The 24723-nt window shown below is 66.4% G+C and carries 21 protein-coding genes; 12 read left to right on the top strand and 9 right to left on the bottom strand.

Translation table 11 applies throughout. The features are described from left to right. Window positions 1-80 precede the first annotated feature (80 nt). The 4 genes from ACIBJI_RS36530 (at window position 81) to ACIBJI_RS36545 (ending at window position 6368) form a co-directional block, all read left to right on the top strand. Entirely contained in the window at window positions 81-560 is a 480-nt protein-coding gene (locus tag ACIBJI_RS36530) for a universal stress protein (RefSeq protein ID WP_396959490.1), read from the top strand. Between the two features lie 57 nt (window positions 561-617). Continuing rightward, window positions 618-1709: an isochorismate synthase MenF gene (locus ACIBJI_RS36535; RefSeq protein ID WP_396959488.1), complete on the top strand. Its 1092-nt coding sequence runs from the start codon at window positions 618-620 to the stop codon at window positions 1707-1709. Window positions 1710-1824: 115 nt separating this feature from the next. Beyond that, the gene (locus ACIBJI_RS36540; protein WP_364356109.1) at window positions 1825-1992 is read left to right on the top strand and encodes a DUF2613 domain-containing protein; all 168 of its coding nucleotides are present in this window, start codon (window positions 1825-1827) and stop codon (window positions 1990-1992) included. 149 nt (window positions 1993-2141) lie between these two features. After that, a complete protein-coding gene (locus ACIBJI_RS36545; protein WP_397087845.1) occupies window positions 2142-6368 on the top strand; it encodes an alpha-(1->3)-arabinofuranosyltransferase family protein in 4227 nt (1408 codons plus the stop codon). A 25-nt stretch (window positions 6369-6393) separates the two neighbouring features. On the opposite strand, the gene ACIBJI_RS36550 is transcribed toward ACIBJI_RS36545, so the two are convergent. Next, window positions 6394-7572: an acyltransferase gene (locus ACIBJI_RS36550; RefSeq protein WP_364356061.1), complete on the bottom strand. Its 1179-nt coding sequence runs from the start codon at window positions 7570-7572 to the stop codon at window positions 6394-6396. A 238-nt stretch (window positions 7573-7810) separates the two neighbouring features. On the opposite strand from ACIBJI_RS36550, the gene ACIBJI_RS36555 reads away from it, so the two are divergent. Next, on the top strand, window positions 7811-8917 hold the full coding sequence (locus ACIBJI_RS36555; RefSeq protein WP_364356064.1) for a DUF3068 domain-containing protein: 1107 nt from the start codon (window positions 7811-7813) through the stop codon (window positions 8915-8917). A 63-nt stretch (window positions 8918-8980) separates the two neighbouring features. Here the strand turns inward: ACIBJI_RS36555 and ACIBJI_RS36560 are convergent, their stop codons facing one another. Both ACIBJI_RS36560 and ACIBJI_RS36565 read right to left on the bottom strand, forming a co-directional pair. After that, window positions 8981-9346 carry a VOC family protein gene (locus ACIBJI_RS36560; RefSeq protein WP_364356067.1) on the bottom strand — a complete coding sequence of 122 codons (366 nt, stop codon included), beginning with the start codon at window positions 9344-9346 and terminating at the stop codon, window positions 8981-8983. A gap of 86 nt (window positions 9347-9432) precedes the next feature. After that, window positions 9433-10827, bottom strand: a complete 1395-nt coding sequence (locus ACIBJI_RS36565) for a polysaccharide biosynthesis protein (protein ID WP_397087847.1) — start codon at window positions 10825-10827, stop codon at window positions 9433-9435. A gap of 165 nt (window positions 10828-10992) precedes the next feature. On the opposite strand from ACIBJI_RS36565, the gene ACIBJI_RS36570 reads away from it, so the two are divergent. From ACIBJI_RS36570 to ACIBJI_RS36580, 3 genes are all read left to right on the top strand, one after another. Continuing rightward, entirely contained in the window at window positions 10993-11760 is a 768-nt protein-coding gene (locus ACIBJI_RS36570; protein ID WP_364356070.1) for an alpha/beta hydrolase, read from the top strand. Window positions 11761-11817: 57 nt separating this feature from the next. After that, on the top strand, window positions 11818-12285 hold the full coding sequence (locus ACIBJI_RS36575; RefSeq protein WP_396959483.1) for a MarR family winged helix-turn-helix transcriptional regulator: 468 nt from the start codon (window positions 11818-11820) through the stop codon (window positions 12283-12285). An 88-nt stretch (window positions 12286-12373) separates the two neighbouring features. Continuing rightward, window positions 12374-14299, top strand: a complete 1926-nt coding sequence (locus tag ACIBJI_RS36580) for a hypothetical protein (RefSeq protein WP_397087849.1) — start codon at window positions 12374-12376, stop codon at window positions 14297-14299. 127 nt (window positions 14300-14426) lie between these two features. On the opposite strand, the gene ACIBJI_RS36585 is transcribed toward ACIBJI_RS36580, so the two are convergent. Continuing rightward, a complete protein-coding gene (locus tag ACIBJI_RS36585) occupies window positions 14427-15593 on the bottom strand; it encodes a glycosyltransferase family 4 protein (RefSeq protein WP_397087829.1) in 1167 nt (388 codons plus the stop codon). 215 nt (window positions 15594-15808) lie between these two features. Here ACIBJI_RS36585 and ACIBJI_RS36590 point away from each other — a divergent pair, with 215 nt between their 5' ends. Continuing rightward, entirely contained in the window at window positions 15809-16558 is a 750-nt protein-coding gene (locus tag ACIBJI_RS36590) for a class I SAM-dependent methyltransferase (RefSeq protein ID WP_364356121.1), read from the top strand. Between the two features lie 2 nt (window positions 16559-16560). Here the strand turns inward: ACIBJI_RS36590 and ACIBJI_RS36595 are convergent, their stop codons facing one another. Next, on the bottom strand, window positions 16561-16860 hold the full coding sequence (locus ACIBJI_RS36595; RefSeq protein WP_364356079.1) for a hypothetical protein: 300 nt from the start codon (window positions 16858-16860) through the stop codon (window positions 16561-16563). A gap of 208 nt (window positions 16861-17068) precedes the next feature. Between ACIBJI_RS36595 and ACIBJI_RS36600 the strand changes: the two genes are divergently transcribed. Further along, the gene (locus ACIBJI_RS36600; protein ID WP_364356082.1) at window positions 17069-18511 is read left to right on the top strand and encodes an aldehyde dehydrogenase; all 1443 of its coding nucleotides are present in this window, start codon (window positions 17069-17071) and stop codon (window positions 18509-18511) included. Here the strand turns inward: ACIBJI_RS36600 and ACIBJI_RS36605 are convergent, their stop codons facing one another. The 3 genes from ACIBJI_RS36605 to ACIBJI_RS36615 form a co-directional block, all read right to left on the bottom strand. After that, window positions 18512-18721 carry a hypothetical protein gene (locus ACIBJI_RS36605; RefSeq protein ID WP_364356085.1) on the bottom strand — a complete coding sequence of 70 codons (210 nt, stop codon included), beginning with the start codon at window positions 18719-18721 and terminating at the stop codon, window positions 18512-18514. It lies immediately after the preceding gene. A 295-nt stretch (window positions 18722-19016) separates the two neighbouring features. Continuing rightward, window positions 19017-19967, bottom strand: a complete 951-nt coding sequence (locus tag ACIBJI_RS36610) for a helix-turn-helix domain-containing protein (protein WP_364356088.1) — start codon at window positions 19965-19967, stop codon at window positions 19017-19019. Between the two features lie 104 nt (window positions 19968-20071). Further along, complete coding sequence (locus ACIBJI_RS36615) at window positions 20072-20479, bottom strand: helix-turn-helix domain-containing protein (RefSeq protein ID WP_364356091.1); 408 nt, start codon at window positions 20477-20479, stop codon at window positions 20072-20074. Window positions 20480-20542: 63 nt separating this feature from the next. On the opposite strand from ACIBJI_RS36615, the gene ACIBJI_RS36620 reads away from it, so the two are divergent. Both ACIBJI_RS36620 and ACIBJI_RS36625 read left to right on the top strand, forming a co-directional pair. Then, window positions 20543-21382 (top strand): NAD(P)H-binding protein, encoded by an 840-nt coding sequence (locus tag ACIBJI_RS36620; RefSeq protein ID WP_364356094.1) that lies wholly within the window; start codon window positions 20543-20545, stop codon window positions 21380-21382. A 346-nt stretch (window positions 21383-21728) separates the two neighbouring features. Continuing rightward, window positions 21729-22463, top strand: a complete 735-nt coding sequence (locus tag ACIBJI_RS36625) for a phosphohydrolase (RefSeq protein WP_396959560.1) — start codon at window positions 21729-21731, stop codon at window positions 22461-22463. Between the two features lie 313 nt (window positions 22464-22776). Here the strand turns inward: ACIBJI_RS36625 and ACIBJI_RS36630 are convergent, their stop codons facing one another. Next, complete coding sequence (locus ACIBJI_RS36630; protein WP_364359467.1) at window positions 22777-24615, bottom strand: phosphoenolpyruvate carboxykinase (GTP); 1839 nt, start codon at window positions 24613-24615, stop codon at window positions 22777-22779. Window positions 24616-24723 lie beyond the last annotated feature (108 nt).

A 24723-nucleotide genomic window follows, 5' to 3' on the forward strand; every position in this document is an offset into this window, starting at 1 on the left:
CGCGCGCGGCAATACCGCGAGGCGAGGTTGTCCGGAGTAATCTTGTGGCGTAGCCAAATGACTCCCAACTGGAGGTCATCGTGCCGTGCGATCTCATGCTCATTGCCTATGACGGGTCCGAAAATGCCAAGCGGGCCGTCGAATACGCCGGTCGGTTTCTCGCGGCCAACAGAGCGGTGGTGCTCACCGCCTGGGAACCGATGGTGCGTCAGGCCGCTCGGCTGTCCGGACTCTCCGGTGTGATGCAGCCGGAATGGGTGCCCGACGAGGAGATCGAGGACGTCGCCTATGTCGATGCCCGCAATACCAATATCGAGGGCGTCCGCCTGGCCAAACTCGCTGGTCTGAACGCCGAGGCGCGCACGGCGGAATGCACGTCGACGATCTGGAACGCCATTGTCGAAACCGCCGACGACCTGGACGTCGACATCATCGTGGCAGGCACGCGCGGCGCCACCGGTATTCGAGCGCTGATGCACAGCAGCGTCGCCGACGCCGTGCTCAAGCATTGCCACCGCCCGGTGCTGATGGTGCCGCCTGGTAAGGAACCGCGTCGCTGAGATTTGGGTCGCTCAGGTGGCTCTGCTCCGGGTTTGCGGGGTTATGGTCGAGGAATCATGAACGGTTTCTTGCTCGCTCAGCCCGGTGGGGTGATCCGCGCGTCCGGGACCCGGGTCGCCTTCGATGAGGCGGCGCGGGCGGTGGCGGCGCTGCGGGACGGGACCGCCGAGCTGATCGTGGGGGCCCTGCCGTTCGATCCCCGGCATTCGGCCGCGCTGTGCGTTCCTGAGCAGGCGCAACGCACGGTCGGGTCATGGCGGCCCGCAGCACTTCCGGACTTGCCCGCCGTTCGGGTTATTGCCGAAATGCCGAGTCCGGCAGAGCATGTCGCGCGGGTGACGAAATTGGTCGAGCAGTTGAACGATCCGGCGCAGCCGTTGCGCAAGGTCGTGGCCGCTCGATCGGTGCTGGCCGAGGCCGATAGCGCGTTGGAACCGGAGTTGGTCGCGGGACATCTGCTGACCAGACATCCGCATGCGAATGTTTTCGCGGTCGACCTGACGGCGGCGGATCGGCCGGGTGCGACGCTGGTCGGCGCCACGCCGGAGGTGCTGGTCGCACGGCACGGCGCGACCGTCACGTTGCATCCGCTAGCGGGGACACTGCCGCGCCTCGCCGATCCGGACGCCGATGCCGCGCAGGCGCAAGAGTTGTTGGCCAGCACCAAGAATCGTGATGAGCATGCGTTCGTCATCGATTGGATCCGAGAGGTGCTCGCGCCGGTCTGCGCGGAACTCACCATTCCGGACAGCCCGCGGCTGATCAATACCCATGAGGTCTGGCATCTCGCCACCCCGATCACCGGCCGCCTACGCGATCCCGCGACGACCGCGCTCGACCTGGCGATCCGACTGCACCCCACCCCGGCGGTCTGTGGCACGCCGACTGATCTCGCCCTCGACACCATCGCGCACATAGAAGAGGAACGCGGCTTCTACGGCGGCGCGGTCGGCTGGTGCGATGCGTACGGCGACGGTGAATGGGTGGTCGCGATTCGCAGCGCGGAAATCGCCGCCGACGGGCGTTCGATCCGCGCCTTCGCGGGCGGTGGCATTGTGGCGGCTTCGGATCCGCACGCCGAGTTGGACGAGACCACCGCCAAGTTGCGCACATTGCTCGGCAGTTTGCACTGCGCCATCCCGAGCTGAAGGACCCGCGCCCCGCTATTCGGTTCCGCTATCGGTGGCCTGAACGTAGGTGATCGCGCGCGGCCCTGCTAGGTTGGCCCAGAATGTGCCTGCATCGATGTATTGGAGTGCCGCGATGAAGTTTGCTGTCCCTGGTGTTGCGAGTGCGGTCGCCGGCGCCGTGTTGGGCGCGATCGCGGTGTTCGTCATCACGATGGCAGTTCAGCAGAACACGCGGCCCGACATCGAGCGCAGCGACTCCACCTCTTCGCTACTCAACAACGTTGAGTACGGCAGCCGCTGATCCCCGGCGGTGCGAGCGATAGGCCCGTAGGCGGCAGCCCGCGTAACCACGGAGGGCCGGTGAGCACCGCAGATTCAATACAGCCTCCCGCCCCACTTTCCGATTCGTTCGGAACCTCCGGCGCGGCGCATCAGCATGACAGCGCCCCGCTGGGCAGAGGCTGGTTCGTCGGGACCGTGGTCGCGGCGTTCCTGCTCACCTTTCTCCAGGCGCCCGGCTTGACGGTCGCCGACACCAAATACGACCTGGCGCAGAATCCGGTGGGCTTCCTCGAACGCGCCGCCCATATGTGGAGCAGTCAGGCCCCGATGGGGCAGGTGCAGAACCAGGCCTACGGATACTTCTTTCCACACGGCGCGTTCTTCTCGGCCGGACATGTGCTCGGTCTGCCCGCGTGGGCGACGCAGCGAATCTGGTGGGCGTTGCTGCTGCTCGCCGGGTTCTGGGGCATCGTGCGGCTCTGCGAAACGCTCGGTATCGGCTCGCGCGGGTCGCGGATCGTGGCGGCGGCCGCATTCGCGCTGTCACCGCGGGTGCTGACCACGCTCGGTTCGATCTCCTCGGAGACGCTGCCGATGGTGCTCGCGCCGTGGGTGCTGATCGCGCCCGCCGCACTGGGCACCACCGCCTACCGGAAGCGGCGCGGCGGTGCGGCCTCGCCCGCGGGTAGCGCGCTGGCATTGGCGCTGATGGGTGCGGTCAATGCGGTGGCGACGGTCGCCGCATTTCTACCCGCCGCGCTGTGGTGGGCGTCGTATCGGCCGAACCGGCGGTGGTGGCGGTTCACCCGGGCCTGGATTCCGCTGCTGGTGCTGGCCACATTTTGGTGGGCGGTGCCGTTGCTGCTGCTCGGCAAAGTGAGTCCGCCGTTCCTGGACTACATCGAATCCTCGGGGGTGACCACGCAGTGGGCGTCCCTTGGCGAAGTGCTGCGCGGCACCGACAGTTGGACGCCGTTCGTCTCGCCAGAGCGGATCGCGGGCGCGGTGCTGGTGACCCAGCCGGCCGCGGTGCTGGCCACCGGACTGCTCGCGGCGGCGGGTATGGCCGGATTGGCGATGCGGTCCATGCCGCATCGCGGGCGGCTCGCGCTGATCCTGCTGGTCGGGCTGGTCGGGATCTGTGCCGGATTCGTCGGTGAATTGAGCGGACCGTTCGCGGATTCGGTGCGCGTGTTCCTGGATGCCGGGGGCGCGCCGCTGCGCAATGTGCACAAGCTGGAACCGCTGATCCGAATCCCATTGGTACTGGGCCTGGCTCATCTGTTGAGCAGGGTGCCATTACCCGCGTCCGTTCCGATGCCGATGTGGCGCAAAGCCTTCGCACATCCCGAACGCGATAAGTCGGTCGCCGTCGCCGCCTTGATCCTCACCGCGCTCGCGCTGTCCACATCCTTGGCCTGGTCCGGGAAGCTCGCACCGCGCGGCGCCTACGACGAGGTGCCCGGATACTGGAAGCAGACGGCGCAATGGTTATCCCACAATGCCGCCGAGACCCGGGCGCTGGTTGTGCCCGGCGCGCCCTTCGGCAGTCAGGTGTGGGGGCTCACCCGTGACGAACCGCTGCAGGCGCTGGCGAGTACGCCGTGGGCGATCCGGGATGCGGTGCCGCTGAATCCGCCGGGCACCATCCGGGCCATGGATTCGGTGCAGCGGTTGATCGCCGACGGTAGGCCGTCGACCGGCCTGGCCGCGACGCTGACGGAGCAGGGCATCGGAATTCTGGTGTTGCGCAATGACCTCGATCCGGAGACGTCGCGTTCGACCCGGCCGATGTTGGCGCATCAGGCGATCGACGGGTCGCCGGGATTGCACAAGGTCGCCGAATTCGGCGATCCGATCGAGGCTGTCAGACCCGATGGTCTGGTCGCCGATGGTGATCTGCGGCCCGTGTATCCGGCGGTAGAGATCTATCGCGTCGAGGCGAGGGCTGCGGGCACTCCGATCGAAATCCACAGCGGCGCAGGCGCGCCGACATCGTTCCCCGGCGCCTATACGGTGCCCATGACCTCGGTCGGGACGGTTCAGGGCGGGCCCGAAGTGCTGGAACGGATGCGCCGTGATTCCGGAACCGCGCCGGCACTTCTCGCATCTGATGCGGCGGCGGCCGGACTGCCGCTCGGGCCGTTGACCGTGACGGATACGCCGATGGATCGCGAGGCCGACTTCGGTCGGGTGGACAATCACAATTCGGCACTGCGCGCGCCGGACGATGCGCGCCGCACGCACAATCTGGTGCCCGACTATCCGGTTCCCGGTGCGGAATTGGTGCGCGGTGAATGGTCGGGGGCGACGGTCACCGCATCCAGTTCCGCCGCCGACGCCACCCAGTTGGGCGGATCCGCGCCGGGCAGTTCGACCGCCGCGGTTGTGGATGGTGATCCGTCGACCGCCTGGATCAGCAATGGCGCCGAACACTCACTGGGGCAATGGCTTCGGCTCGATCTAGACCATCCGATCAGCTCCGGGCTACTGCAGTTGACCACCAGTGCGGCCGCGATCGGCGATCCGGTGAAATGGGTCGAGGTGCGGACCACGAACGGCAGCGTGTCCGCGCGGATTCCCGAACCTGGTATGCCGGTGTCCATTTCGCTGCCTGCGGGCAAGACGGACTGGCTCACCATCACCGCCATCCGCACCGAGGACGGCACGCGCGGTGGACAATTCGGGATCAGCGAGCTGACTCTGGACGACTACACCGACCGCAGTGCGCCGGTGCGGGTCGATATCCGGCATCGGACCGTACTGCCACCAACCCCGGCGGGCGCGCAGGTGCGGGGCTGGGATCTCGGTCAGGAATTTCCCGGACGTAGTGCGTGTTTCGATGCACCGGACCGGGTGCGGTGCAGTAAGGGACTCGCGCTGGCACCCGAGGAGCCCGGCACATTCGAACGCACGCTGTCGGTACCGGAACCGGCGAGCGTGACGCCACAGTTGACCGTGCGAACTCGGCAGGGTCCGGCGCTCGAGGCGCTCCTCACCGACCACACCCATCCCGTTGCCCGGGGTAAGGCCGATGTCGGTGACCTGCGAGGATCCGCCTTTGCGGCGACCGATGGGGATCCGCGGACAAGTTGGACGGCACCGGAGGATTCGGTGCGAAATCTGGCGGGCGGCAAACCGACTCTGACGCTGGAATTGCCCCAACCCGCGCTGGTGACAGGTCTGGAGGTGACACCGTCGCTCGGTGGGCTGCCCGCAGCACCGACATCGGTGGCGGTGAATCTCGGCGACGGCCCACAGGTTCGCGAAGTCGAACCGGGCGAATCGACCCGAATCTCATTGCAGCCCACCGTGACCGACCGCATCGAACTGAGCATCCAGACCTGGAAGCCGGTACTCGACCGCACCGCCCTCGGTTTCGCCCAGGCGCAGCCGCCCGGTATCGCCGAGGTGTCGGTGCTCGGGCCCGATTATCCCGCACCCGCCCCAGGGGATCGGCCGATCACCGTGCCGTGTGCGCAGGGCCCGACGATTGCGCTCGGTGGACATTTCGTGCATACGTCGGTCACCGCGACTGCTGATGAATTGCGCTCTGGTGCACCGGTTCCCGCAAGCGTGTGCGCCGATTCGGAGCTTCCTGCCGAGCTGGCCGACGGTCGGGGCGCCACCGGCGAGATCGTGTTGGCCGCAGGGCGAACGGACGTGACGGTCGCACCGACGGATCTGTTCTTCGTCGACCGACTTCGCCTGAACCGCACGGATTTCGACGCTGCCGCCGCGCCAACGCCATCGCGACCGCTCCTCGTCCTGCCACTGAGCACCAATGTCGGTTGGCAGGCGCGCACCGCCGACGGCAAAGAACTCGAGCCGGTCGTGGTCAACGGCTGGCAGCAAGGCTGGCTGCTGCCGGACAACTACGCCGCCCCTTCGAATCCCATCACCGTCTCATTCCCCATCGACCGCTGGTACCGCCTCAGCATCTTCGGCGGCCTACTTCTCCTCGTCCCGCTGGCCCTACTCGCCATCCCCCGGCCGGCGCGCCCCCGCCGAATTCCGATAACTCTCACGCGAAGCGGTGGTTTCGACACCATCGCGCCGGATGACGCGGCCGACTCACCCTCGATAACCTGGGGCACCCGCATCCTCGGCGCATTCGGAATCGCCGCTGTCGCAACGGTTATCGCCGGACCCGTCGGCACCGCCCTCACCGTCGCCGCTCTCGCCGCGAGCCGATTCGCCGCACAGGTGACATCGAAAGTCCTCGCGGCCGTTGCCGGTCTCGGTACCGCAGCGGCCGCGGCGGCCCTGTCCACCGGACCGTGGCGCGCGGCAAATGGATATATGGGCGGCTCGCTCTGGGTCCAACTGCCCGCATTGATCGCCGTGATCGCCGTCGGCGTCGCCGCACTGCCCACGCGACGCGAGCATCGTTGAACACCATCTGCCCGACAGCTGGCGCTCAGCTCACCTCGGCCCGCCGCGCCGCCTTGGCACGATCCCGATCACGCGCGAACCGACGCGCCGGTTCCTCGACGAGGGCATAGCTGGCCGCGGCGATCGGGACGGTGATCGCGATCGTCAGGATGAGCACCTTCCCGAAATTGCCGCCGAACGGCAGGATTCCGAAAACCGGGAACACCACCGAAAGCACCGCGAGGTGCCAGAGGAAGATGCCGTAGGACCAGCGGCCGATCATCGCGGCGACCCCTGATTCCAACCAGCGATGCGGACGGGCGCCGGGCGGGCGCAGCACCAGCGGTGCGAGCAGCGCGAAACCGATGATCGCGCCGAAACCCATCTTGGCCGCGTATTGCCATGGCTCGGCGCGCGTCAGACCGGCGGGACCGCCCAGATCGGTGGCGGAGATCAGGAAGGCGACCAGCGCGATACTCCACATCACCGGCTGATTGGCGAGCATCCGAAGCCGTGGCGATAGCTGGTCGCTATTTTCGACGAGCTCGGCGAGCAACATGCCGCCCGCGAACCACGGCAGATATCCGGGCAGCCAATTGTCGGCGTGAATGGCATCGGGAGTCGGCACCGGAATGAAGTTCCAGCCCAGGCTCACCACCGCGAGCGCGAGGATCGCCGGAATGCGCCAGCGCGCGGCATCGCCACGCAGCCGCACCGCCGCGAATGCCAGCAGCGGCAGCACAACATAGAAGGCCACCTCGACCGACAGACTCCACATCTGGGTGAGTCCGTCGGTGAGCGTGAGCGGCACGAAGACCTGCGTCAACGCCAGATTCGACGCCCATACCCGCAGGCCGGCGGTATCGGCCGCACTCGGCACCAGGATCAGCACCGCGGCGACCACAGCCCAATACGCGGGCAGAATGCGCGCCGCCCGATGCCGCAGGTAATAGCCGACCGACGGCGCGGTCCCAAGTCCGCGCGCCACCTGCGCGTGCGGACGCCACAGCAGGAAACCCGACAGCGCGAAGAACACCGCGACCGCCATATCGAACCGTTCCCAAATCCGCCCCAGCACAGGGGTACTCGCGGCGCCGGTCTGGAATGCCACGTGGGTCAGCAGCACACCGAGTGCCGCCATGCCGCGCATACCTTCCAGAGCGGGCACGAAACCGCGTGCGCGCGTGGGAGCGTCGGTGGTCGGTGCGGGTAGGGTGGCGGTCATCGAACTCCAGTCTGCAGGCCTTTTCGAGCGACCTGCAAGCAGTCGCTACGGGAATCTCCTACCAGCTGGTAACCCAACGTTTCAGATTTCACGCTAGACTCGGGCGATTTCTGGGTCGAATCCGGCCTCGGCACCGCATGGTACGACATCGGGCTGTTAGTGTCGGGGCTCACGAGTGCAGCGGCGCGCCCGCAGTACTCGCCGTACAGACCTGTGTTCTACGACGAGGAGAGTTTGCATGGCACTGAGTGCCGGAACCAGAAGGACGGTGGCCTGCCTGCTCGTGGGTCTGGGCGCGTTGTTGATCGTCGCCGCGGTGATGATCCCGACCTACACCGTCAGCAAACTGGCGAAAACTCCACTCGATCTCGAGATCACCACCATCGCGACGAACCAGCCGGGCGAGGACAGCCTGGTCCTGGACTCCAAGTCGCTCACCGCACCGGAAGGCGCGGCCAAGATCGACACGAACGTGCCGCTGATTTCGCAGCGGTTCCTCACCGTCGAAGAGCCCTCCGACGCCACCGAGATGACCGTGCAGGCCGGTCAGACTCTGCGGCGCATCGATAAGCAGGGCGACACCGGCCTGCTCACCGCGACCGTCGACCGGGTCACCATCGACCGCAAGTCCGGCGACCCGGTGGCCAAGGACCCCAACGGCTCCATCGCCGTCACGGTGAACAAGGACATGCAGAGCATTGCCGACCCGGTTCAGCACACCGGATTGCAGTACCGCTTCCCGATCGGCACCGAGAAGAAGAGCTACCCGTACTTCGATGTAAATGCGCGTAAGTCCTACGACGCCAAGTTCATCGAAGAGTCCGAGATCAACGACATGAAGGTCTACCGCTTCCAGATGTCGGTGCCGGTAACCAACATGTGGGACGTGATCCAGTCGCCGACCAACAAGTTGAGCCTGCCCGCCTCGAAGTGGGGACTCGAGGGTGACGACCCGGTCACCATGACCCGCTTCTACACCGACACCCGCGACCTGTGGGTCGAGCCGCGGACCGGCACCGTGATCAAGGGTGGCGAGCAGATCCACCTGTACTACGCACGCAGCGGCGACCACCCGGATGTCACCGCGCTGAAGTCGCACCTCGTCTTCGACGAGAACACCGTCGAATCGCAGATCTCGGTGGCCAAGGAGAACATCGACAAGCTGTCGCTGTACGGCCGAATCATGCCGATCGTGCTCGGCGTGCTGGGTGTCATCGCCGTGGTCGGCGGTGTTTTCCTCGGGATCCGCGACGGGGCTGCCCCGGCCGGTGCAGGTCGGCGTGGGCCGGGTCGTGGTGGGGATGATGCTCCGACCGAGCAGATCAGGATCCAGAAGAATCTCTGATAGTTAGTCCGACACCTCGGCTCCCCGACGTTATGTCGGGGAGCCGAGTTCGTTCGGCGTTGGTTAGGGCGTGGACGAACCCAGCGCGTAGGCAACGGGATGCGACGGCTGATACAGCAGCATCACCCCCGCGCCAGGAATCTTCATATCGATGCAGCGCCCGAAACTCCGCTCGGCGATCTCACCCACGAATTGCGCCCCACGTCCGCCCAATTCCGCCATCGTCTGCTCGATGTCATCGCACATCAGCGAAATCTCGTGGCGCGGCGGCCCATCCGCGGGATGCACTCCGAGCTCACTCGGCCCGGTCCCGAATATGAGCCAGCCGTCGTGGGCGTCGACATTCGGCCAGCCGAGAACGTCACGGAAGAAGGCGCGGGCCGCGTCCGGATCCTCCGCGTAGACCAGTGTGTGCACAGCGGTGATCATGCTGGTGATGCTAGGTGAGCGGAGGGCTCCGCGACGGCTGTTCTGTCGGCCCGCCGAGTCGGGGTTATGCCTCGGATAGCGCGTGTTCAGCCGGATACGCGCGGCTCGGCCGCGCCGGAGCGGTCCGCGGTACGCAATACGATCACGGCAACGAACATGGTGGTAGCGGCAGCGACACCGACGGCGGTGGTGATCAGCGTCGGTATCGAGCGGGCGAAGCAGGTCATGAGGACCACCTCGATCCCCAGCCCGAGCCAGGTCACCGCGGCGAGTGCGGTGCGGTCCACCGCGATCGCCGAAAGCAGTGCACCCTGTAGCACCGCGAGTATGGCTCCTTGCAGAGCGAACAACCACAGCAAGCCTTGGATCGGCGCGTAATCCTGTCCCGCGAACAATGGCGCGACCGGCGCCGCCAGGGCAGCGCCCAATACCGCCACGATTCCGATGCCCGACAGCACTGCCAGTGCATCCCGAATCGCACGCGCCGAATGCGTCGGCTGCGCCATCCGCGGATACAGCACGACTCCCACGGCCTGCGGCAGCCAGAACGCGATCTTCGCCGCGATCGCCCCGAGCGCGTAGCGGCTCGCATCCGCCTCGTCCAAAACTATTCGCGCAACGATCAAATCCGCCGACGACAATGCCATCAACGCCGCCTGCACCTGCGCCGCCCGCAACACCGGCAACACGCCGACCGAACGCACACCCTGTGCGGCCTCGCCCGATGTCCCGCGAGTCCGCCCTCCCGCTGCGCTCCCCTCGGCCGCACCCCCGAGCCGCGATTGCTCAGCCGCAGGATCTGCTGCATCTTCGCATCGAGATCGCGCAGCCTCATCCTCGAAAACATCGCGTCCCGGAGATGGCGGCCGCGCTGCGCCGGGCATCGGTCCGTCGGCGGCCGCGGCATCCGGCGGCCCTTGCGACCGTTCCGTCGCGGGGGCAATAGCGGGGCGAATGCGTGATGCGGGCGAGCCTGCGGCGGAGCGGGCGAATGCGGCGGCGACGACGATTCCTGTCGCGGCGGCCCACAATGCGGGAGCTGTGCCGCCACCCGCTGCGAGGACGACCAATGCCGGAACCACGCGCGCTACTCCGGCCGCGCCCAGGACTACGGCCAGGGCCCGGAAGCGTCTGCTGCCCTGCAGGATTCCCTGTTCACCGGATAGCAGGACCAACGCGGGAGCCGCGCCGAGGGCGGCTGCACTGGCGAGTACGCCGACGTCCAGTACTGCGGTCACAACCGGTACCAGCACCGCGGCGACTACCGCGACGATCACCGCACACCGCCACTGCAACCCGCGCAGCGCCGCGACACGCGCACCGCGCACCAGTTCCCTGGCCACCACGTTCTGCAACGCCAGTGCGGGTACCGCACATAACAGCTGCACCGCGAGCAAGCTGGCGAATTCGCTGTATCCGGTGACCCCCAACCAACGGCTGGCCAGCATCTGCAGCAGATATCCCGCCACATTGGCCGTCATCGCCCCGGCGGTGACCAACGTCAGATCCGCCACGACGGGGAGGCGACGCACTGCAGGCACTCGGCAATCGTCCCACCCCATCACTCCACGCCCCGCAAGCGCCCGCCATCGTGACCTGCGCCACTATTTAGATTACACGACATGTATGTCGTGTAATCTAAATACATGACCGAACCAACTCTCGTCCTTGTTCCCTGCTTCTCCGGCGCCCCGTGGGATATCGAGCAGCTCACGCCACTGGCCGCCCACCCCATGCGCACGATGCGGCTCCCCGAAGCCGTCGCCGATATAGAGGCTTATGCCGATGCCGTGGCCGATGTAGTCGCGGATCTGAAGGAGTTCGTGCTGATCGGCGATTCCTTCGGCGCGAATATCGCGCTGGCGCTGGCCGTCCGCCGACCGCGCGGGTTGAAAGGCCTGGTGTTGTCGGGTGGATTCGCCGCCAATCCGATCTCTTCGCCAGTCCTGAAAACCGCGATGCGCGCCATGGGGCGGATGCGCGGACCGCTCTACCGTCAGGTAGCCCTGCGCGCCCACGCCCACAATCTGGCCTCGCCGCATGATCACGAGGGGCAGATCCCATGGAGTAAGGCCGACAGCCGTAACCTGTTCCTCGACAACACCCCCGCCCAATCCTTCGGCGCCCGGGCGATCGCGGCGCTGAACGCCGACTACACAGGCAAACTCGGGCAAGTGGCGGTGCCCACGCTTATCCTTACGCCCTCACATGACGTCTTGATCGGCGAAGCGGCGGCGACGGTGCTACGTGAGGGCATCCCCGACGCCAGGGAAGTCATCCTGGAACGCACCGGCCACATGTTCCGCTTCTCCCACCCGCACACCTACGCGAACACCATCGCCGAGTTCCTCCGTGACGAGGAGCTCAGCAGCCAACTGCCTATGCACCGCGTCAGCCCGTTACACGACATCTAAGGTGGTAGCCCATGACGTCCACCCGCTCATTCGACGGCGCTCGACAGGTGCAAACCCGTGCGGCCGGCTGAGGAACTGCGCTATCTCATCCTCGCCATTCAGCGGGAGGGAAACCGAAAACTGTCGTCCGAGTTACGGCCATTAGGACTGACTCCATCCCAGGCCGAGGTCCTGCGCGTACTTGCCGACCATCAGCCGCTGACTTTGGCCGGGCTCGGCGACCTGCTGGTTTGTGAGACCGGTGGCAGCCCGAGCCGACTCGTCGACCGACTCGTCGCCATGGACCTGATCGATAAGCAGACCGGCTCCACCGACCGACGCCAGATCACCCTCGGCCTCACCCCCGCCGGAGGCCGCCTCGCCGCGGAGGTGGCGCGGGTGGAGGAGCGCTTGTACGGCGCGATCGACACGGCGACCACAGGTCAACCCGTCGACGAGACGCTGCGACTGTTGCGCGGCTTCGCCGCCGACTTTCCCGCAGTGCGGGCGGTCGAACGTCGTGCGGCTCTGCAAGGGCGGCATTGAGGTCGCCCAGCCGGTAGCAGGCGCTCGATACCGGAAGTGGTGGTTTGCTCGTCGGTACGTAAGGTGCACAGGCGTGAGTGGCAGCGGCCTGACTCGACGCAACCGGTGGGCAAGCTTCGTCCCCGCCGGTTACAGCGGATCGCTGGCGGTGGTGATCGCTGGGCCACTGTTGGGGCCGGGCTATCTGCTTTTGCGAGATGCGGTGAGCACACCCCGGTCGTATCTGACGGACTCTGCGCTCGGGCTCGGCGACGCCGCTCCGCGAGCGGTTCCCCAGGATGCGATGCTGGCCACGCTGTCGCCGATCGTCGACGGCGGGTTGATCGTCAAGACGATCCTGCTCGTGGCGCTGTGGGCGGCCGGGTATGGGGCGGCGGTGCTGGCCAGGGAACTGCTTCGGGTATCGATCGGGCCGCAATTGGTCGCCGTGACCGTCGCGCTCTGGAACCCCTACGTGGCCGAACGTGTGCTCCAAGGGCATTGGAGCCTGCTGACCGGATACGCCGCACTGCCCTGGACCGCACTGGCCGCCTATCGAATTCGCATCCGGGGGCGACGGGCGAGCGGCTCCGACGCGGGGGCACGCACGGGCGCGGTCGGTTCCTGGGGTGCCCTGGCCGGGTGTTTTGCGGCGGCGGGGCTGACGCCGACCGGCGCTCTACTGGCGGGCAGCATCGCGCTGGTGCTGGTCGGGCGTCGAAGTGTGCTCGGGGCGCTGGTTCTACTATCGGCGGCGTCCGCTCCCTGGTTGGCGGCGGCGGCTTTGTCGGGTGCCGGGACCGCGCCCTCGGACCCGGCCGGAATCGTCGCCTTCGCAGCCCGCGCCGAACCCGCCCTCGGCACACTCGGCTCCCTGGCCGGACTGGGCGGAATCTGGAACGCCGACTCGGTACCCGCCTCCCGCACCACCCCCCTCGCCCTGATCGCCACCGCCCTACTCCTGATCCTCGTAGCCATTGGTCTCCGCAGCACCGCCGGGATCAAGACGAGCACAAACGGCCATGCCGCTGCTCAGTCCACACCCCCGACCAGCACTGCACGTATCGATGAGTCCAACACCGGCACCGCGACAACCCCGTCGAAGCATCCCGAGGTCGGGCATACCACTCTCGCGACCAGCGGAGACAACGCTGCACCCGCTGGCGACTGCATCGATCGTGAGAGCTTGCGAGTTCGTCGCCGGCTGCTGGTACTGGCGGCTATCGCCGTCGTGCTGCCTGCACTCGGGGCGACGTCGTGGGGTATGAGCGGTATGGAGTGGCTTGTTACTCATGTCCCGGGGGCGGGGTTATTGCGGGATACGCAGAAGTATGTGGCGCTTGCCATGCCCGCGTATGCGCTGTGCGCCGCCGCTGGGTGCCGAGCGGTCGCCGTGCGCTTCGCGACGAAGCAGCCTGCCCGCTCGCCCGGAATGGCATCGACCGCAATGGTATTCATCGCACTGCTGGTGCTGCCGCTGTTCGATATGGCTTGGGGCGTCGGTGGGGCGCTGAAGCCGGTGCATTATCCGGTCGGCTGGCAGCGGGTTGCGGAGCGGATCGACGGGCCCGGGGATGTTGCGGTGTTGCCCGGCGGGATGTTTCGGAAGTTTCCGTACAGCGGCAAGGTGGCGGTGTTGGATCCGGCGCCGCGGATGCTGCCGCGCGATGTGCTGCAAACCGGTGAGCTTCCGGTACACGGGCGCACCGTGGCCGGTGAGGGCGCCAGGGCGCGGGAGGTGGAAACCGCACTGCTGCACGGTGATTCGGCGCGGCGGTTGGCTGAGCTCGGGGTCGGCTGGGTCCTCGTCGAACGCACCACACCCGGACCGCTCGGCGAGTCGAAAACGACACTCGCCCAGCTGGAGTCGGTCTACGCCGACCCCCAACTGGCGCTGTACCGCGTCCCCGACACCCCGGACCATCAACAGTCGGCACACCGTGTGATCACCTACGCCGCCCACCTCCTCTGGGCCGCCCTCCTGGTCGGGGGCCTGCTGCTGGCGGCCACCTTGCGCCCACGCCCCACCACGTGAAAACCGTTGACGGCGTTCACACCTGGGCCGCACCACGCACCGACTCCCCGATCGGATACACCGGCCACGACCTCCCAACGACGCACCGTCACCGACGAATTCGTCGCCCGACAGCAGGCGTGAGCGATCAGGGCCCAGGCGGGATGAGCCCCGAGGTGTGCTCCCCTCGAGCCGCAGCCGCGAGCACCTCGTGCACGCCGTTCCCGGTTTGCTCCCAAGAGAACTCACGGGCGCGGGCCCGGGCCTTCTCACCCATGACAGCGCACGCTTCGGTGTCACCGATGAGCTCACCGACGGACTCGCAGAGCTGGCTCACATCGTCGACGAGCATCCCGGTCACTCCGTCGACAATGGAATCGGTGAGGCCGCGCGAGCTGCGGTAACCGATCGTCGGTACGCCGTGTTGCGCCGCCTCGATGACCGCCAGGCCCCAGCCCTCCTTGCGCGACGGCAGCACATGTACCCAAGCGCGCGCTAGCAATTCGTGTTTGCGCCGCTCGTCGACGTGGCCGTGGAAGGTGACCGCATCGGCGATGCCGAGTGCGCGGGAATCGGCCTTCAGGTTGTCCGCCCACCAACCGTCACCGATCACATCGAGCCGCAGGCCGGGTATCCGACTCCGTAGCCGGGCGACAACCGCCAATGCGTCTTCGATCTGCTTGTGCGGCACCAGCCGCGAGAGCACAACGATGCGCGGTTCTTCGGCGCGTGTCTCGGTGCAGCCGGTGGGCGCATCCACAGGAACGGGTTCAGCGCCATTGCGGACCACCGCGATCCGGGAACCGTCCACTCCCAGTGTGGCCAGTTCCTCGGCCGAGGGCAACGAAACGGTCAGGTATTGGTTGTGCCGATGCACCCGGGGCGAGAGCCGCGATTCGATCCACCAGCCGATCCAGCCGACGAACCGTCCGGCGACCGGCCACTGCTCCCGATGCCCGTGATGCACCAGTACGACCGACGGCGCCTTGGTCGCCGCACCCGCGAAAAATGGGATCCCGTTTTGCGTATCGATCACCGCATCGGGCCGCAGGCCCCGCAGCGGACCGATGCCGAGCCGTCCGAGTGCGATCGCGGCCAGCGCCCGCGGGTAAACGGAGAAGCGCCCGCCCGCCCGGCTGATATCGATGCCGTCGATACGCTCCCGCTTCGCTGCGCCCGGATACCGCGCTGTGCGCAGGGTGACCTTGACCCCCCGCGCGGCGAGCTGCGCACCGACCTGTTCCAGGTACCGTTCGCTGCCGCCGCCCTGCGGGTGCCCGGTGTCTCGCCAGCACAGCAGGAGGACTTCGCGCACGGTGGAGCTTCTCTCGGTCAGCAGGGTCACGGATATCGCCGTACACCCTAACCCGCGCCACCAACCGGCCAGTCCGCACCGCGCGGGAATTCCCACCCCAGGCAGGCGGGACTGCGGTGCATCGCCCGCACTATGCGAGACTCTGCGCCGTGCCGACAGCTGAAACCGAGCCAGCCGAGGCCGTGGTGGCGCACGCCCCACGGAGCGGACGAGCCATGTCCCGGTTCGCGCGGCGGGCGACCCTGCGCCGGTCGTTGCGGCTGCTCGGCAGTTTCCGGTTCGAGCAGACCGATCCCGCACTGTTCTACGGCGGTCTGGCCGCCGACAGCGGGGCGATGATCGGCGATTTCTACAGAGACGTCAGCGGCCACGGCCTCGATGGCGCGACCATCCTGGATGTCGGCGGCGGCCCCGGCTACTTCGCGGACGAATTCGTGAAGACCGGTGCACGCTACATTCCCGTCGAGCCCGACCCATCGGAGATGCACGCCGCCGGACTTTCGGTGGCCGGCGCGGTGCGCGGGTCCGGTATGGCATTGCCGTTCCGCGACAACGCTGTCGACATCTGCTTCTCCTCGAACGTTGCCGAGCACGTGCCGCAGCCGTGGGTCATGGCCGACGAAATGGTCCGCGTGACCCGTCCTGGCGGTTTGATCGTGCTGTCGTACACGGTGTGGCACGGCCCGTTCGGCGGCCACGAAACGGGACCGTGGCACTACCTCGGTGGCGAGTTCGCAGCGCGCCGATACCGTCGCAAGACCGGCCGGGAACCGAAGAACCGCTTCGGCAAATCGCTGTTCGCGGTCCGTGCCGCCGACGGGTTGCGTTGGGCGGCAGGCACTTCCGCAGATGTGCGCATCGTTTTCCCCCGCTACCACCCACGCTGGGCCTGGTGGGTGGTTCGCGTACCCGTATTGCGAGAGTTATTGGTGAGCAATCTGGTGGTTGTGGCCACCAAACCGTAGGGCTACTTCTCCAGCCAGCCCCGGCGCCAGTTCCTGCGCCCACATGCGTTGATCCTGGCCGCCCAGGGGGATTCCTGAATGGCCAGGCCAACCGTCTCGAGGGTGGTCAGGCCGACCTGATCAGCCAGCATTCCGACGACGGCGACCGCCTCGGCGGCCTGCATCGCGGCCGTAGCCTGCTCGATGGTCAGCGTCCGGCCCGGTAGGAAGGAAACTACCCACCCACCTGCGCCGACGCTTTTAGCTTGATGCTCGGTCTGGTCGCTGGTCATCAGCGACCGGCCGATCACTTGCACCGCCATGGCTCTGACTCCCCAATTGCGTAATCGGTTCATGAATCGAGCGAGCTGATCAGTAGCTACAGCATGACCGGTGCATTAACAGAACGCAATAGTGCGTTCTCTGAAAAGCGAACCGACAGGTTGGAATTCGCGCTGTTCAGAAGGTCGACCGCACGGGAAACTGAAACACGTTACAGACAATCGGGCGACAAAACTGTAACGTGTTCTCATGCATTACGACAGCCTGTTCATCGGCGGCCGCTGGACCGCGCCCGCCGGCACCGAGCGCCTCCAGGTCATCTCGCCCGCGACGGTCGAGCCGGTGGGCAGCGTCCCGGTGGTTGGTCGCGCCGATGTCGACGCAGCCGTCGCCGCCGCCCGGCACGCCTTCGACAACGGTCCCTGGCCGTCCACACCGCCCGCGGAGCGCGCCCAGGTGTTGACACGCGCCGCCCGCCTGATCGAGGAGCGTTCGGCCGATCTGCTCGCCACGCTCACCGCGGAAATGGGCGCACCGCAGATGATCGCCATGACGCTCAACCAGATTCCGGCGGTGGCCGCGCTCGACGCGTACGCCGGACTGGCCGAATCCTTCCCCTGGAACGAAACCCGCACCGGCCTGTTCGGCACCGCGCGAGTCTCGCGGGAACCGCGCGGGGTGGTCGCGGCCGTCACGGCATGGAATGTCCCGCTGTTCCTCGCGGTCAATAAAATCGCGCCCGCATTGCTCGCCGGATGCACGATGGTGCTCAAGCCCGCGCCGCTGACTCCGTTGACCGCCAACAAGATCGGGGAAATCTTCACCGAGGCGGGCCTGCCCGAGGGCGTGCTGTCGATCCTGCCCGCCGAGGCGGATGCCGCGGAGTACCTGGTCTCGCATCCGGGTGTCGACAAGGTCACCTTCACCGGCAGCACCGCGGTCGGTCGCAAGATCGGCGCCATTGCGACCGGACAGCTCAAGAGCGTCTCGCTCGAGCTCGGCGGCAAATCGGCGGCAATCCTGTTGCCTGATATGGATATCGCCAATATTCCGGTGCTCGCGTTCTCCGGTCTGATGAACAGCGGCCAGGGTTGCGTCGCGCAGACCCGCATTCTCGCGCCACGCAGCCGCTACGACGAGATCCTGGACGCGCTGGTCGAGCACGTGCAGACGCTGAAGACCGGCGATCCCACCGATCCAGCGACGACCTTCGGCCCACTGATCTCCGAACGTCAGCGTGACCGTGTCGAGGGCTATATCGCCATGGGCAAGGAAGAGGGTGCGCGACTGGTACTCGGTGGCGGCCGCCCGGCGGATGTGGACCGCGGTTGGTTCGTCGAGCCGACCATCTTCGCCGATGTCGACAACAAGTCGACGATCGCGCAGGAGGAGATTTTCGGCCCGGTCCTGTCGGTCATCCCGTACGAGACCGAGGACGAAGCGGTGGCCATCGCGAACGATTCCGTATACGGCCTGGCCGGCTCGGTCTGGACCGCGGATATCGAGCACGGCGCGGAAATCGCGGCGCGGGTGCGCACCGGAACCTACGCGATCAATTGGTATGCGTTCGACCCGAGTTCGCCGTTCGGCGGATACAAGAACTCCGGCCTCGGCCGGGAGAACGGACCGGAGGGTCTGGACGCATTCTGCGAGCAGAAGTCCCTGCTCATGCCGATGGGCTGGACGGAGTAGTCAAGCCCCCGGCATAACCACCCGGACTACCGGCTGACGGCCCGGTGCGTCGACGATGCTCGGCGCACCGGCGTCGACGATTTCGACCTGCCAACCCGTTGGCAGCACCTCCTGCAAACGTCCGGCAGCGCGCCGTAGCGGGGTGCTCGCCGGCGCTGGCTCGATACCGGCGACCTGCGGCGCCAACCGGCCGATTTCGAGATCGGTCATGCTCCAACCACCTCTCATGCGTCGATCTCATCGCTGGCCGCTGGTAGGCGGATTCGCGAGTCGAAAGGGAAGTAGTTCAGTCGATATAGGTCATACAGTTAATAATTAGCAATCGAACTGTTCGGTCATGAGACGAAGAACACGCAAAGCATAAACCCCTGCCGGACCGGCCTTCTTTCAGTACGAAGCACGTCCGGGCAAATCAACGGTAGCGCACCTGCGGCCGCAGGTCCGACAATCCGAGAACATCGGCAGATCGATACCACGCGGCACGCGCATTCGCCGACGAGATCCGCTAGCGGCGCAGCGACCGGCGATAACCGGCGGGCGTCGTCCCGGTAGCGGCGCGCAAATGCACCCGCAGCGCGGTGACGCTGCCGAATCCGGACTGTGCCGCAACAACTTCGACGGGCAGTTCGGTGACCTCCAGCAATTCCCTGGCACGCGCCGTTCGCTGCCCGTCCAACCAGCGCCGCGGCGTGGTGCCCACCTCAGCTTTGAATCGACGGATAAACGTGCGCTCACTCATCAGCGCATGTCCAGCAAGCGCTGAAACATCCGGCGCCGCCGCCGGATTCGCCGCCGCCCAGGCCATGGTCGCGGCCAGGGCGCCGGGAAACTCATTGCCGCCCAAAGCATCCGGAATGTACTGCGCCTGACCACCCTCACGGTGCGGTGGTGTCACATTCCAGCGGGCCAGATCGGCCGCCACACCCGCGCCCAGTTCACGACGCACGATATGCAGGCATAGGTCCATTCCCGCGGACAATCCCGCCGAGGTGAGCACATCGCCGTCGTCCACATACAGTGCGGCGGGGTCGAGCTTGACCGCTGGGAACAACGCAGCGAACTCATCGCAATACGCCCAATGGGTGGTGGCAGGCCGTCCGTCGAGGACTCCGGCCCGCGCCAGGATGAATGCGCCGACGCAAATGCTCACCATGGTCGCGCCACGCGCCGATGCGGCCCGGAGTGCATCGAGCACCTCGTAGGCCGGTGGCAGCGTGGGCAATGCGATGCCCGGAACCACCACGATGTCGGCGCTCGCCAGCGCCTCTAGCCCTTCGTCGACCCGCAGTTCGAAACCATTCGGCGTCCACACCGGCCCCGGCCGCACGCCGCAGGTCCGCATCTCCAACCCCACCGGTTCCCCGGTCTTGCCCGGCCCGTGGCGAAATGCCTGCACCGCACATGCCAGGTCGTAGGTCATGACGCCATCCAGCGCCAGCGCGACTACCTGCTTCACACTCTCAGTCTGGCATGAATCCGAGTGTCAACGTAACTCCTGCCACCTGCTGTGCACCGCTGGCCCTCGTCTTCAGCACTGCGGCGGCCCCTCGCGGAGCGGCTCTATGTTGTGGGGCTGATCCGACGGTCGTGGCGGCTCTGGGCGGCCATCACCTCGACCGTGTGCTCACGGATCCAGCCGAGGAACTGATGCAGCGACTCGGTGAGTCCCTGGCCGAGTTCGGTGAGTTCGTAGCTGACCCGCGGTGGCGTGCTGGGCTCGACGGTGCGCGCGATCAGCCCGTCGCGCCCGAGCGTGCGCAACGTCTGCGACAGCATTTTCTCGCTGATGCCACCGATTTTGGTGTGCAGCTCCGAAAACCGGTGCGGGCCATCGGTCAACGCGGTCAGGATCAGCATGCCCCAGCGGCTCGTGATGTGGTCGAGCACCTCACGCGCCGGACACTCGCTGTTGAATGCGTCACTCATGCCCTGCCAGGTAGTGGGCTGGACCTGCGAACGTACCGCCATCTCTGGAGCTTACCTGAAGGTATGTCCTTACCGCAGGTAAGCCTGCCGGCCTACGCTGCCGCCATGGTCACAGTTGTTTTCGGAGCCAGAGGCAATGTCGGTCGCCACGTGGTGGCGGGCCTGATTTCGAGAGGGGAACAGGTCCGTTCGACGAGCAGGGAACCCTCCGTCGCGGGCTCCCCGCCGGGCGCGACGGTCGTCGCGGCCGATCTCGAGCAGCCCGAAACGCTGCCCGCCGCGCTCGAAGGTGCGCAGCGCGTATTCCTCTACGCCAAGCCCGAGGGGATCGACGGTTTCGTGGCAGCCGCCGAAGCCGCCGGGATCCAGCACGTGGTGTTCCTATCGTCGGGCGCCGTGCTGCAGAGCAATGCGTCGAGCAATCCAATTGCCTTGATGCACAGCGTTATCGAGTCGGCGATCGAGAAGTCCGGTCTGAATTGGACCTTCATCCGCCCCGGCATGTTCGCCACGAACGCGCTGTGGTGGTGGCAGCATTCCATCCGTGACGAGGGTGTCGTCCGGCTGCCGTATCCCGATGCCCGAACCGCACCCATCCACGAGAAAGATTTGGCGGAGCTCGCGGTCACCGCGCTGACCGAACCTGGTCATGAAGGCCAGGCCTACACCGTTTGGGGTCCCGAGTCACTGACGCTGCGCGAGCAAGTGCAGCAGATCGGCGCGGCCATCGATCGCGAAATCGCCTTCGAAGTCATCTCCGACGAGCAGGCCCGCGTGGAGATGCTCAAGACCATGCCGGAAATCGGCGTCGAGGCCGTCCTGGCCGGATGGAAGGCCGGAGTTACCGACCCGCCGCAGGTATCAACGATCGTCCAAGACCTCACCGGCCGCCCCGCCCACACCTTCGCCCAGTGGGCACAAGATCACGCTCTCGACTTCCGCTGACCGATCGAGATCAGGTGGAACTGGCTGAGGCTTCTCGCTTGGGCTCGAGGGGTGACTGCAACAGCACCGTCGGGTGATCGAAGGGGTTGTTGGATGGAGCCGTTGGGTCCGAGCCGGGTGGTGCGCCGGTTCTGGGCGTTGGTTGGGGCCGTCGGCGGCCGGGGCGGCTGTCGGTGTGACGGAGACGACCGGGCTGCGATGGTTCAACGAATTGGCGGGGCGCACAATTGGCGGGAATCCGAGGGTTACTGGCATTTGCGCCACTCGTCGGTGTGGGACTGGGGGGCTTCACTGAGAGCGAGACGTGTTCGAGGAGAAGGAGATCAACGTGGGTGCGCCTGCGGGGATGGATTGGGAATGGGCGAGGCGTACCGGTGGGGCGCTTTCCAGTAGTCAGCGCAGGCAGCTGACCGCCAAGCTCGTTGCGGGCGTGCCCCGGCTCGTTGCCGGGCAGGCCGCGTTGGCACTCGGGAGAGGCGGCAGCGGGCGGGTGGATTTCGCGGAACTCCGACTGCCCGATTCGAAGCTGGCCAAGGCCGCCGAAGAGGAAGCGCGGGAATGCCTTTCGGTGCACGTATCGGAACACTCGTATCGGAGCTATTTCTTCGGGCGCGCGCTCGCTGAATTCGATGGCACGAAATACGACGACGAGCTGGCCTACGTCTCCTGCCTGCTGCACGATTTGCAGCTCGAACATCCAACGCCCGGAAGGTGTTTCGCGGTGACCGGGGCGGAGCGCGCCGTCGGATTCGTCCTCGGCGCAGGTGCCACACCGGAGCAGGCGGAGACGGTCGGTGCCGCGATCGCCGCGCATCTCACCATCGGGGTCGCCGATAAGGTCGACGATCTCGGCTTTGTTTCCGCCGGTGCTGCCGTGGACGTGTTCGGAGCTCGAATGTCCGATCTCGATCCGCGCTGGGTCGAGGAACTGCTGCGCCGTCATCCGCGACACGACTTCAAAAAGCACATGACGGAAGCGCTGACGAACGAGGCGTCCGCGGTGCCGGACGGACGCACTCGATGGCTCATGCGCACCGCGGGCTTCCGTCAACTGATCGGCCGCGCACCCTTCTCCGAATAGACCTCCACCACAAACGAAACCGCTCGCACCATCGTGAAAGATGGTGCGAGCGGTGCCACGAGTTTCACCACAACTCAGCCACACAGCAAGTCTCACGAGCGACCCGCTCGCAGCCGAGCGACCACAGCACACGCGACGAAGTCCGCGAGTTTCGCCACTACTCAGCCACCACGGAGCGAGTCTTACGAGCGACCGTTCGCGGCCCGTCTCGCGGCCGAGCGGCCGAAGCGCACGCGACGAAGTCGCCAGTATCGGCCGCTCGGCCGCGAGACACTAGGGGGCCGCGAACACGCAGCGCCGCAGGCGCTGCAAATCAGGCAGAGCCCAGACGCTCCTTCAGCGCCTCGAACTCGTCGCGCACCCCGGAAGGCAGCTTGTCGCCGACGAATTCGAACCACTCCTCGATGAGCGGGATCTCCTTGCGCCATTCGTCTGCATCGACGGCGAGTGCCTCATCGACATCTACGGGGTCCACCTTCAGACCCTCGAGGTCCATCTGAGCGGCGGTGGGCACATTGCCGATCGCGGTCGGCTCGGCCTGCGCCGAACCCTCGATGCGGCCGACGATCCACTCCAGTACGCGGGAGTTCTCACCGAATCCGGGCCACAGGAACCGGCCGTCGCCGCCGCGACGGAACCAGTTGACGTAGAAGATCTTCGGCAGCTTGTTCGCATCCGCGTTCTTGCCGACATTGATCCAGTGGTTCAGGTAGTCACCGACGTGGTAGCCCATGAACGGCAGCATCGCCATCGGGTCGCGGCGCACAGTGCCGACCTTGCCTTCGGCGGCGGCGGTCTGCTCCGACGACAGGGTCGCGCCCATGAAGACGCCGTGCTGCCAGTCGAAGGATTCGGTCACCAACGGGACGGTGGTCTTTCGGCGGCCGCCGAACAGAATGGCCGAGATCGGCACACCCTGCGGGTCGTCCCATTCGGGAGCCAGGATCGGGCACTGTGACATCGGCGTGCAGTAGCGCGAGTTCGGGTGCGCGGCAAGGGTTTCGGTCTCCCGCAGGTACCAGTCGTTACCCTTCCAGTCGATCAGGTGATCGGGCTCGCCCTCCAGGCCCTCCCACCAGACGTCATTGTGGTCGGTCAGCGCGACGTTGGTGTAGACGGTGTTGCCCGCCTCCATTGTGGCCATGGCGTTCGGGTTGGAGCTGTAGTTCGTGCCCGGTGCGACACCGAAGAAGCCGTATTCGGGGTTAACCGCGTACAGGCGGCCGTCCTTGCCGAAACGCATCCAGGCGATGTCATCGCCGAGGGTCTCCGCGCGCCAGCCGGGAATCGTCGGCTGGATCATCGCGAGGTTGGTTTTACCGCAGGCGCTCGGGAAGGCCGCGGCGATGTAGTACGCCTTGTTCTCAGGGGAGATCAGCTTGAGGATCAGCATGTGCTCGGCCAGCCAGCCCTCGTCGTGGGCCATTGCCGAGGCGATGCGTAGGGAGTAGCACTTCTTGCCGAGCAGCGCGTTGCCGCCGTATCCGGAGCCGTAGCTCCAGATCTCGCGGTCCTCGGGGAAGTGGGTGATGTACTTGGTGTCGTTGCACGGCCACGGCACATCGGCCTCGCCCTCGGCCAGCGGAGCGCCGACGGAGTGCAATGCCTTCACGAACGGCTTGTCGGCGCCGAGCTTCTCCAGCGCGGCGGCGCCCATGCGGGTCATCACGCGCATCGAGACCACGACGTATTCGGAGTCGGTGATCTCCACGCCCAGCTTGGGGTCCTCGGCACCGAGCGGGCCCATGCAGAATGGCACCACGTACATGGTGCGGCCCTTCATCGAGCCGCGGTACAGCTCGGTCATGGTGGCGCGCATCTCGGTGGGGTCGACCCAGTTGTTGGTCGGGCCCGCGTCGGCCTCGGTCTTCGAACAGATGTAGGTGCGGGATTCGACACGCGCCACATCGGAGGGGTCGGAGAGGGCGAGGAAGGAGTTCGGCTTCTTGTCCTCGTTGAGTTTTTTGAAGGTGCCCGCCGCAACGAGTTGGGTGGTCAGCCGTTCCCACTCTTCGTCGGAACCGTCCGCCCAGACCACTCGCTCTGGTTGAGTGAGTTCTGCGACGTCCTGTACCCAGGCGAGTAGTTCGCTGTGCTCGGTCGGCTGCTTGCCGTCGGAATCGCGAAGACCAGGAATGGTCGCTGAGGTCATGAAAACTCTCCTGAGATGGGCGGTTCACGGTGTAGCCGCCTAGGCTGACCATTTCGAGCGACCTGCGAGCAGTCGCTGCGGTAATGCCCATGACCAGCGCGAATACAC

Source organism: Nocardia sp. NPDC050408 (genome assembly GCF_044458905.1).
Taxonomy (GTDB): Bacteria; Actinomycetota; Actinomycetes; order Mycobacteriales; family Mycobacteriaceae; genus Nocardia.

Bases quoted from the DNA above. Each gene is read 5' to 3' on its own strand.
- ACIBJI_RS36540 (WP_364356109.1), top strand. From the start codon at position 1,825: ATGAAGTTTGCTGTCCCTGGTGTTGCGAGTGCGGTCGCCGGCGCCGTG.
- ACIBJI_RS36570 (WP_364356070.1), top strand. From the start codon at position 10,993: ATGACCGAACCAACTCTCGTCCTTGTTCCCTGCTTCTCCGGCGCCCCG.
- ACIBJI_RS36625 (WP_396959560.1), top strand. From the start codon at position 21,729: ATGGATTGGGAATGGGCGAGGCGTACCGGTGGGGCGCTTTCCAGTAGT.
- ACIBJI_RS36600 (WP_364356082.1), top strand. From the start codon at position 17,069: ATGCATTACGACAGCCTGTTCATCGGCGGCCGCTGGACCGCGCCCGCC.
- ACIBJI_RS36595 (WP_364356079.1), bottom strand. From the start codon at position 16,860: ATGGCGGTGCAAGTGATCGGCCGGTCGCTGATGACCAGCGACCAGACC.
- ACIBJI_RS36555 (WP_364356064.1), top strand. From the start codon at position 7,811: ATGGCACTGAGTGCCGGAACCAGAAGGACGGTGGCCTGCCTGCTCGTG.
- ACIBJI_RS36535 (WP_396959488.1), top strand. From the start codon at position 618: ATGAACGGTTTCTTGCTCGCTCAGCCCGGTGGGGTGATCCGCGCGTCC.
- ACIBJI_RS36550 (WP_364356061.1), bottom strand. From the start codon at position 7,572: ATGACCGCCACCCTACCCGCACCGACCACCGACGCTCCCACGCGCGCA.
- ACIBJI_RS36630 (WP_364359467.1), bottom strand. From the start codon at position 24,615: ATGACCTCAGCGACCATTCCTGGTCTTCGCGATTCCGACGGCAAGCAG.
- ACIBJI_RS36605 (WP_364356085.1), bottom strand. From the start codon at position 18,721: ATGACCGATCTCGAAATCGGCCGGTTGGCGCCGCAGGTCGCCGGTATC.
- ACIBJI_RS36615 (WP_364356091.1), bottom strand. From the start codon at position 20,479: ATGGCGGTACGTTCGCAGGTCCAGCCCACTACCTGGCAGGGCATGAGT.
- ACIBJI_RS36590 (WP_364356121.1), top strand. From the start codon at position 15,809: ATGTCCCGGTTCGCGCGGCGGGCGACCCTGCGCCGGTCGTTGCGGCTG.
- ACIBJI_RS36620 (WP_364356094.1), top strand. From the start codon at position 20,543: ATGGTCACAGTTGTTTTCGGAGCCAGAGGCAATGTCGGTCGCCACGTG.
- ACIBJI_RS36565 (WP_397087847.1), bottom strand. From the start codon at position 10,827: ATGACGGCCAATGTGGCGGGATATCTGCTGCAGATGCTGGCCAGCCGT.
- ACIBJI_RS36560 (WP_364356067.1), bottom strand. From the start codon at position 9,346: ATGATCACCGCTGTGCACACACTGGTCTACGCGGAGGATCCGGACGCG.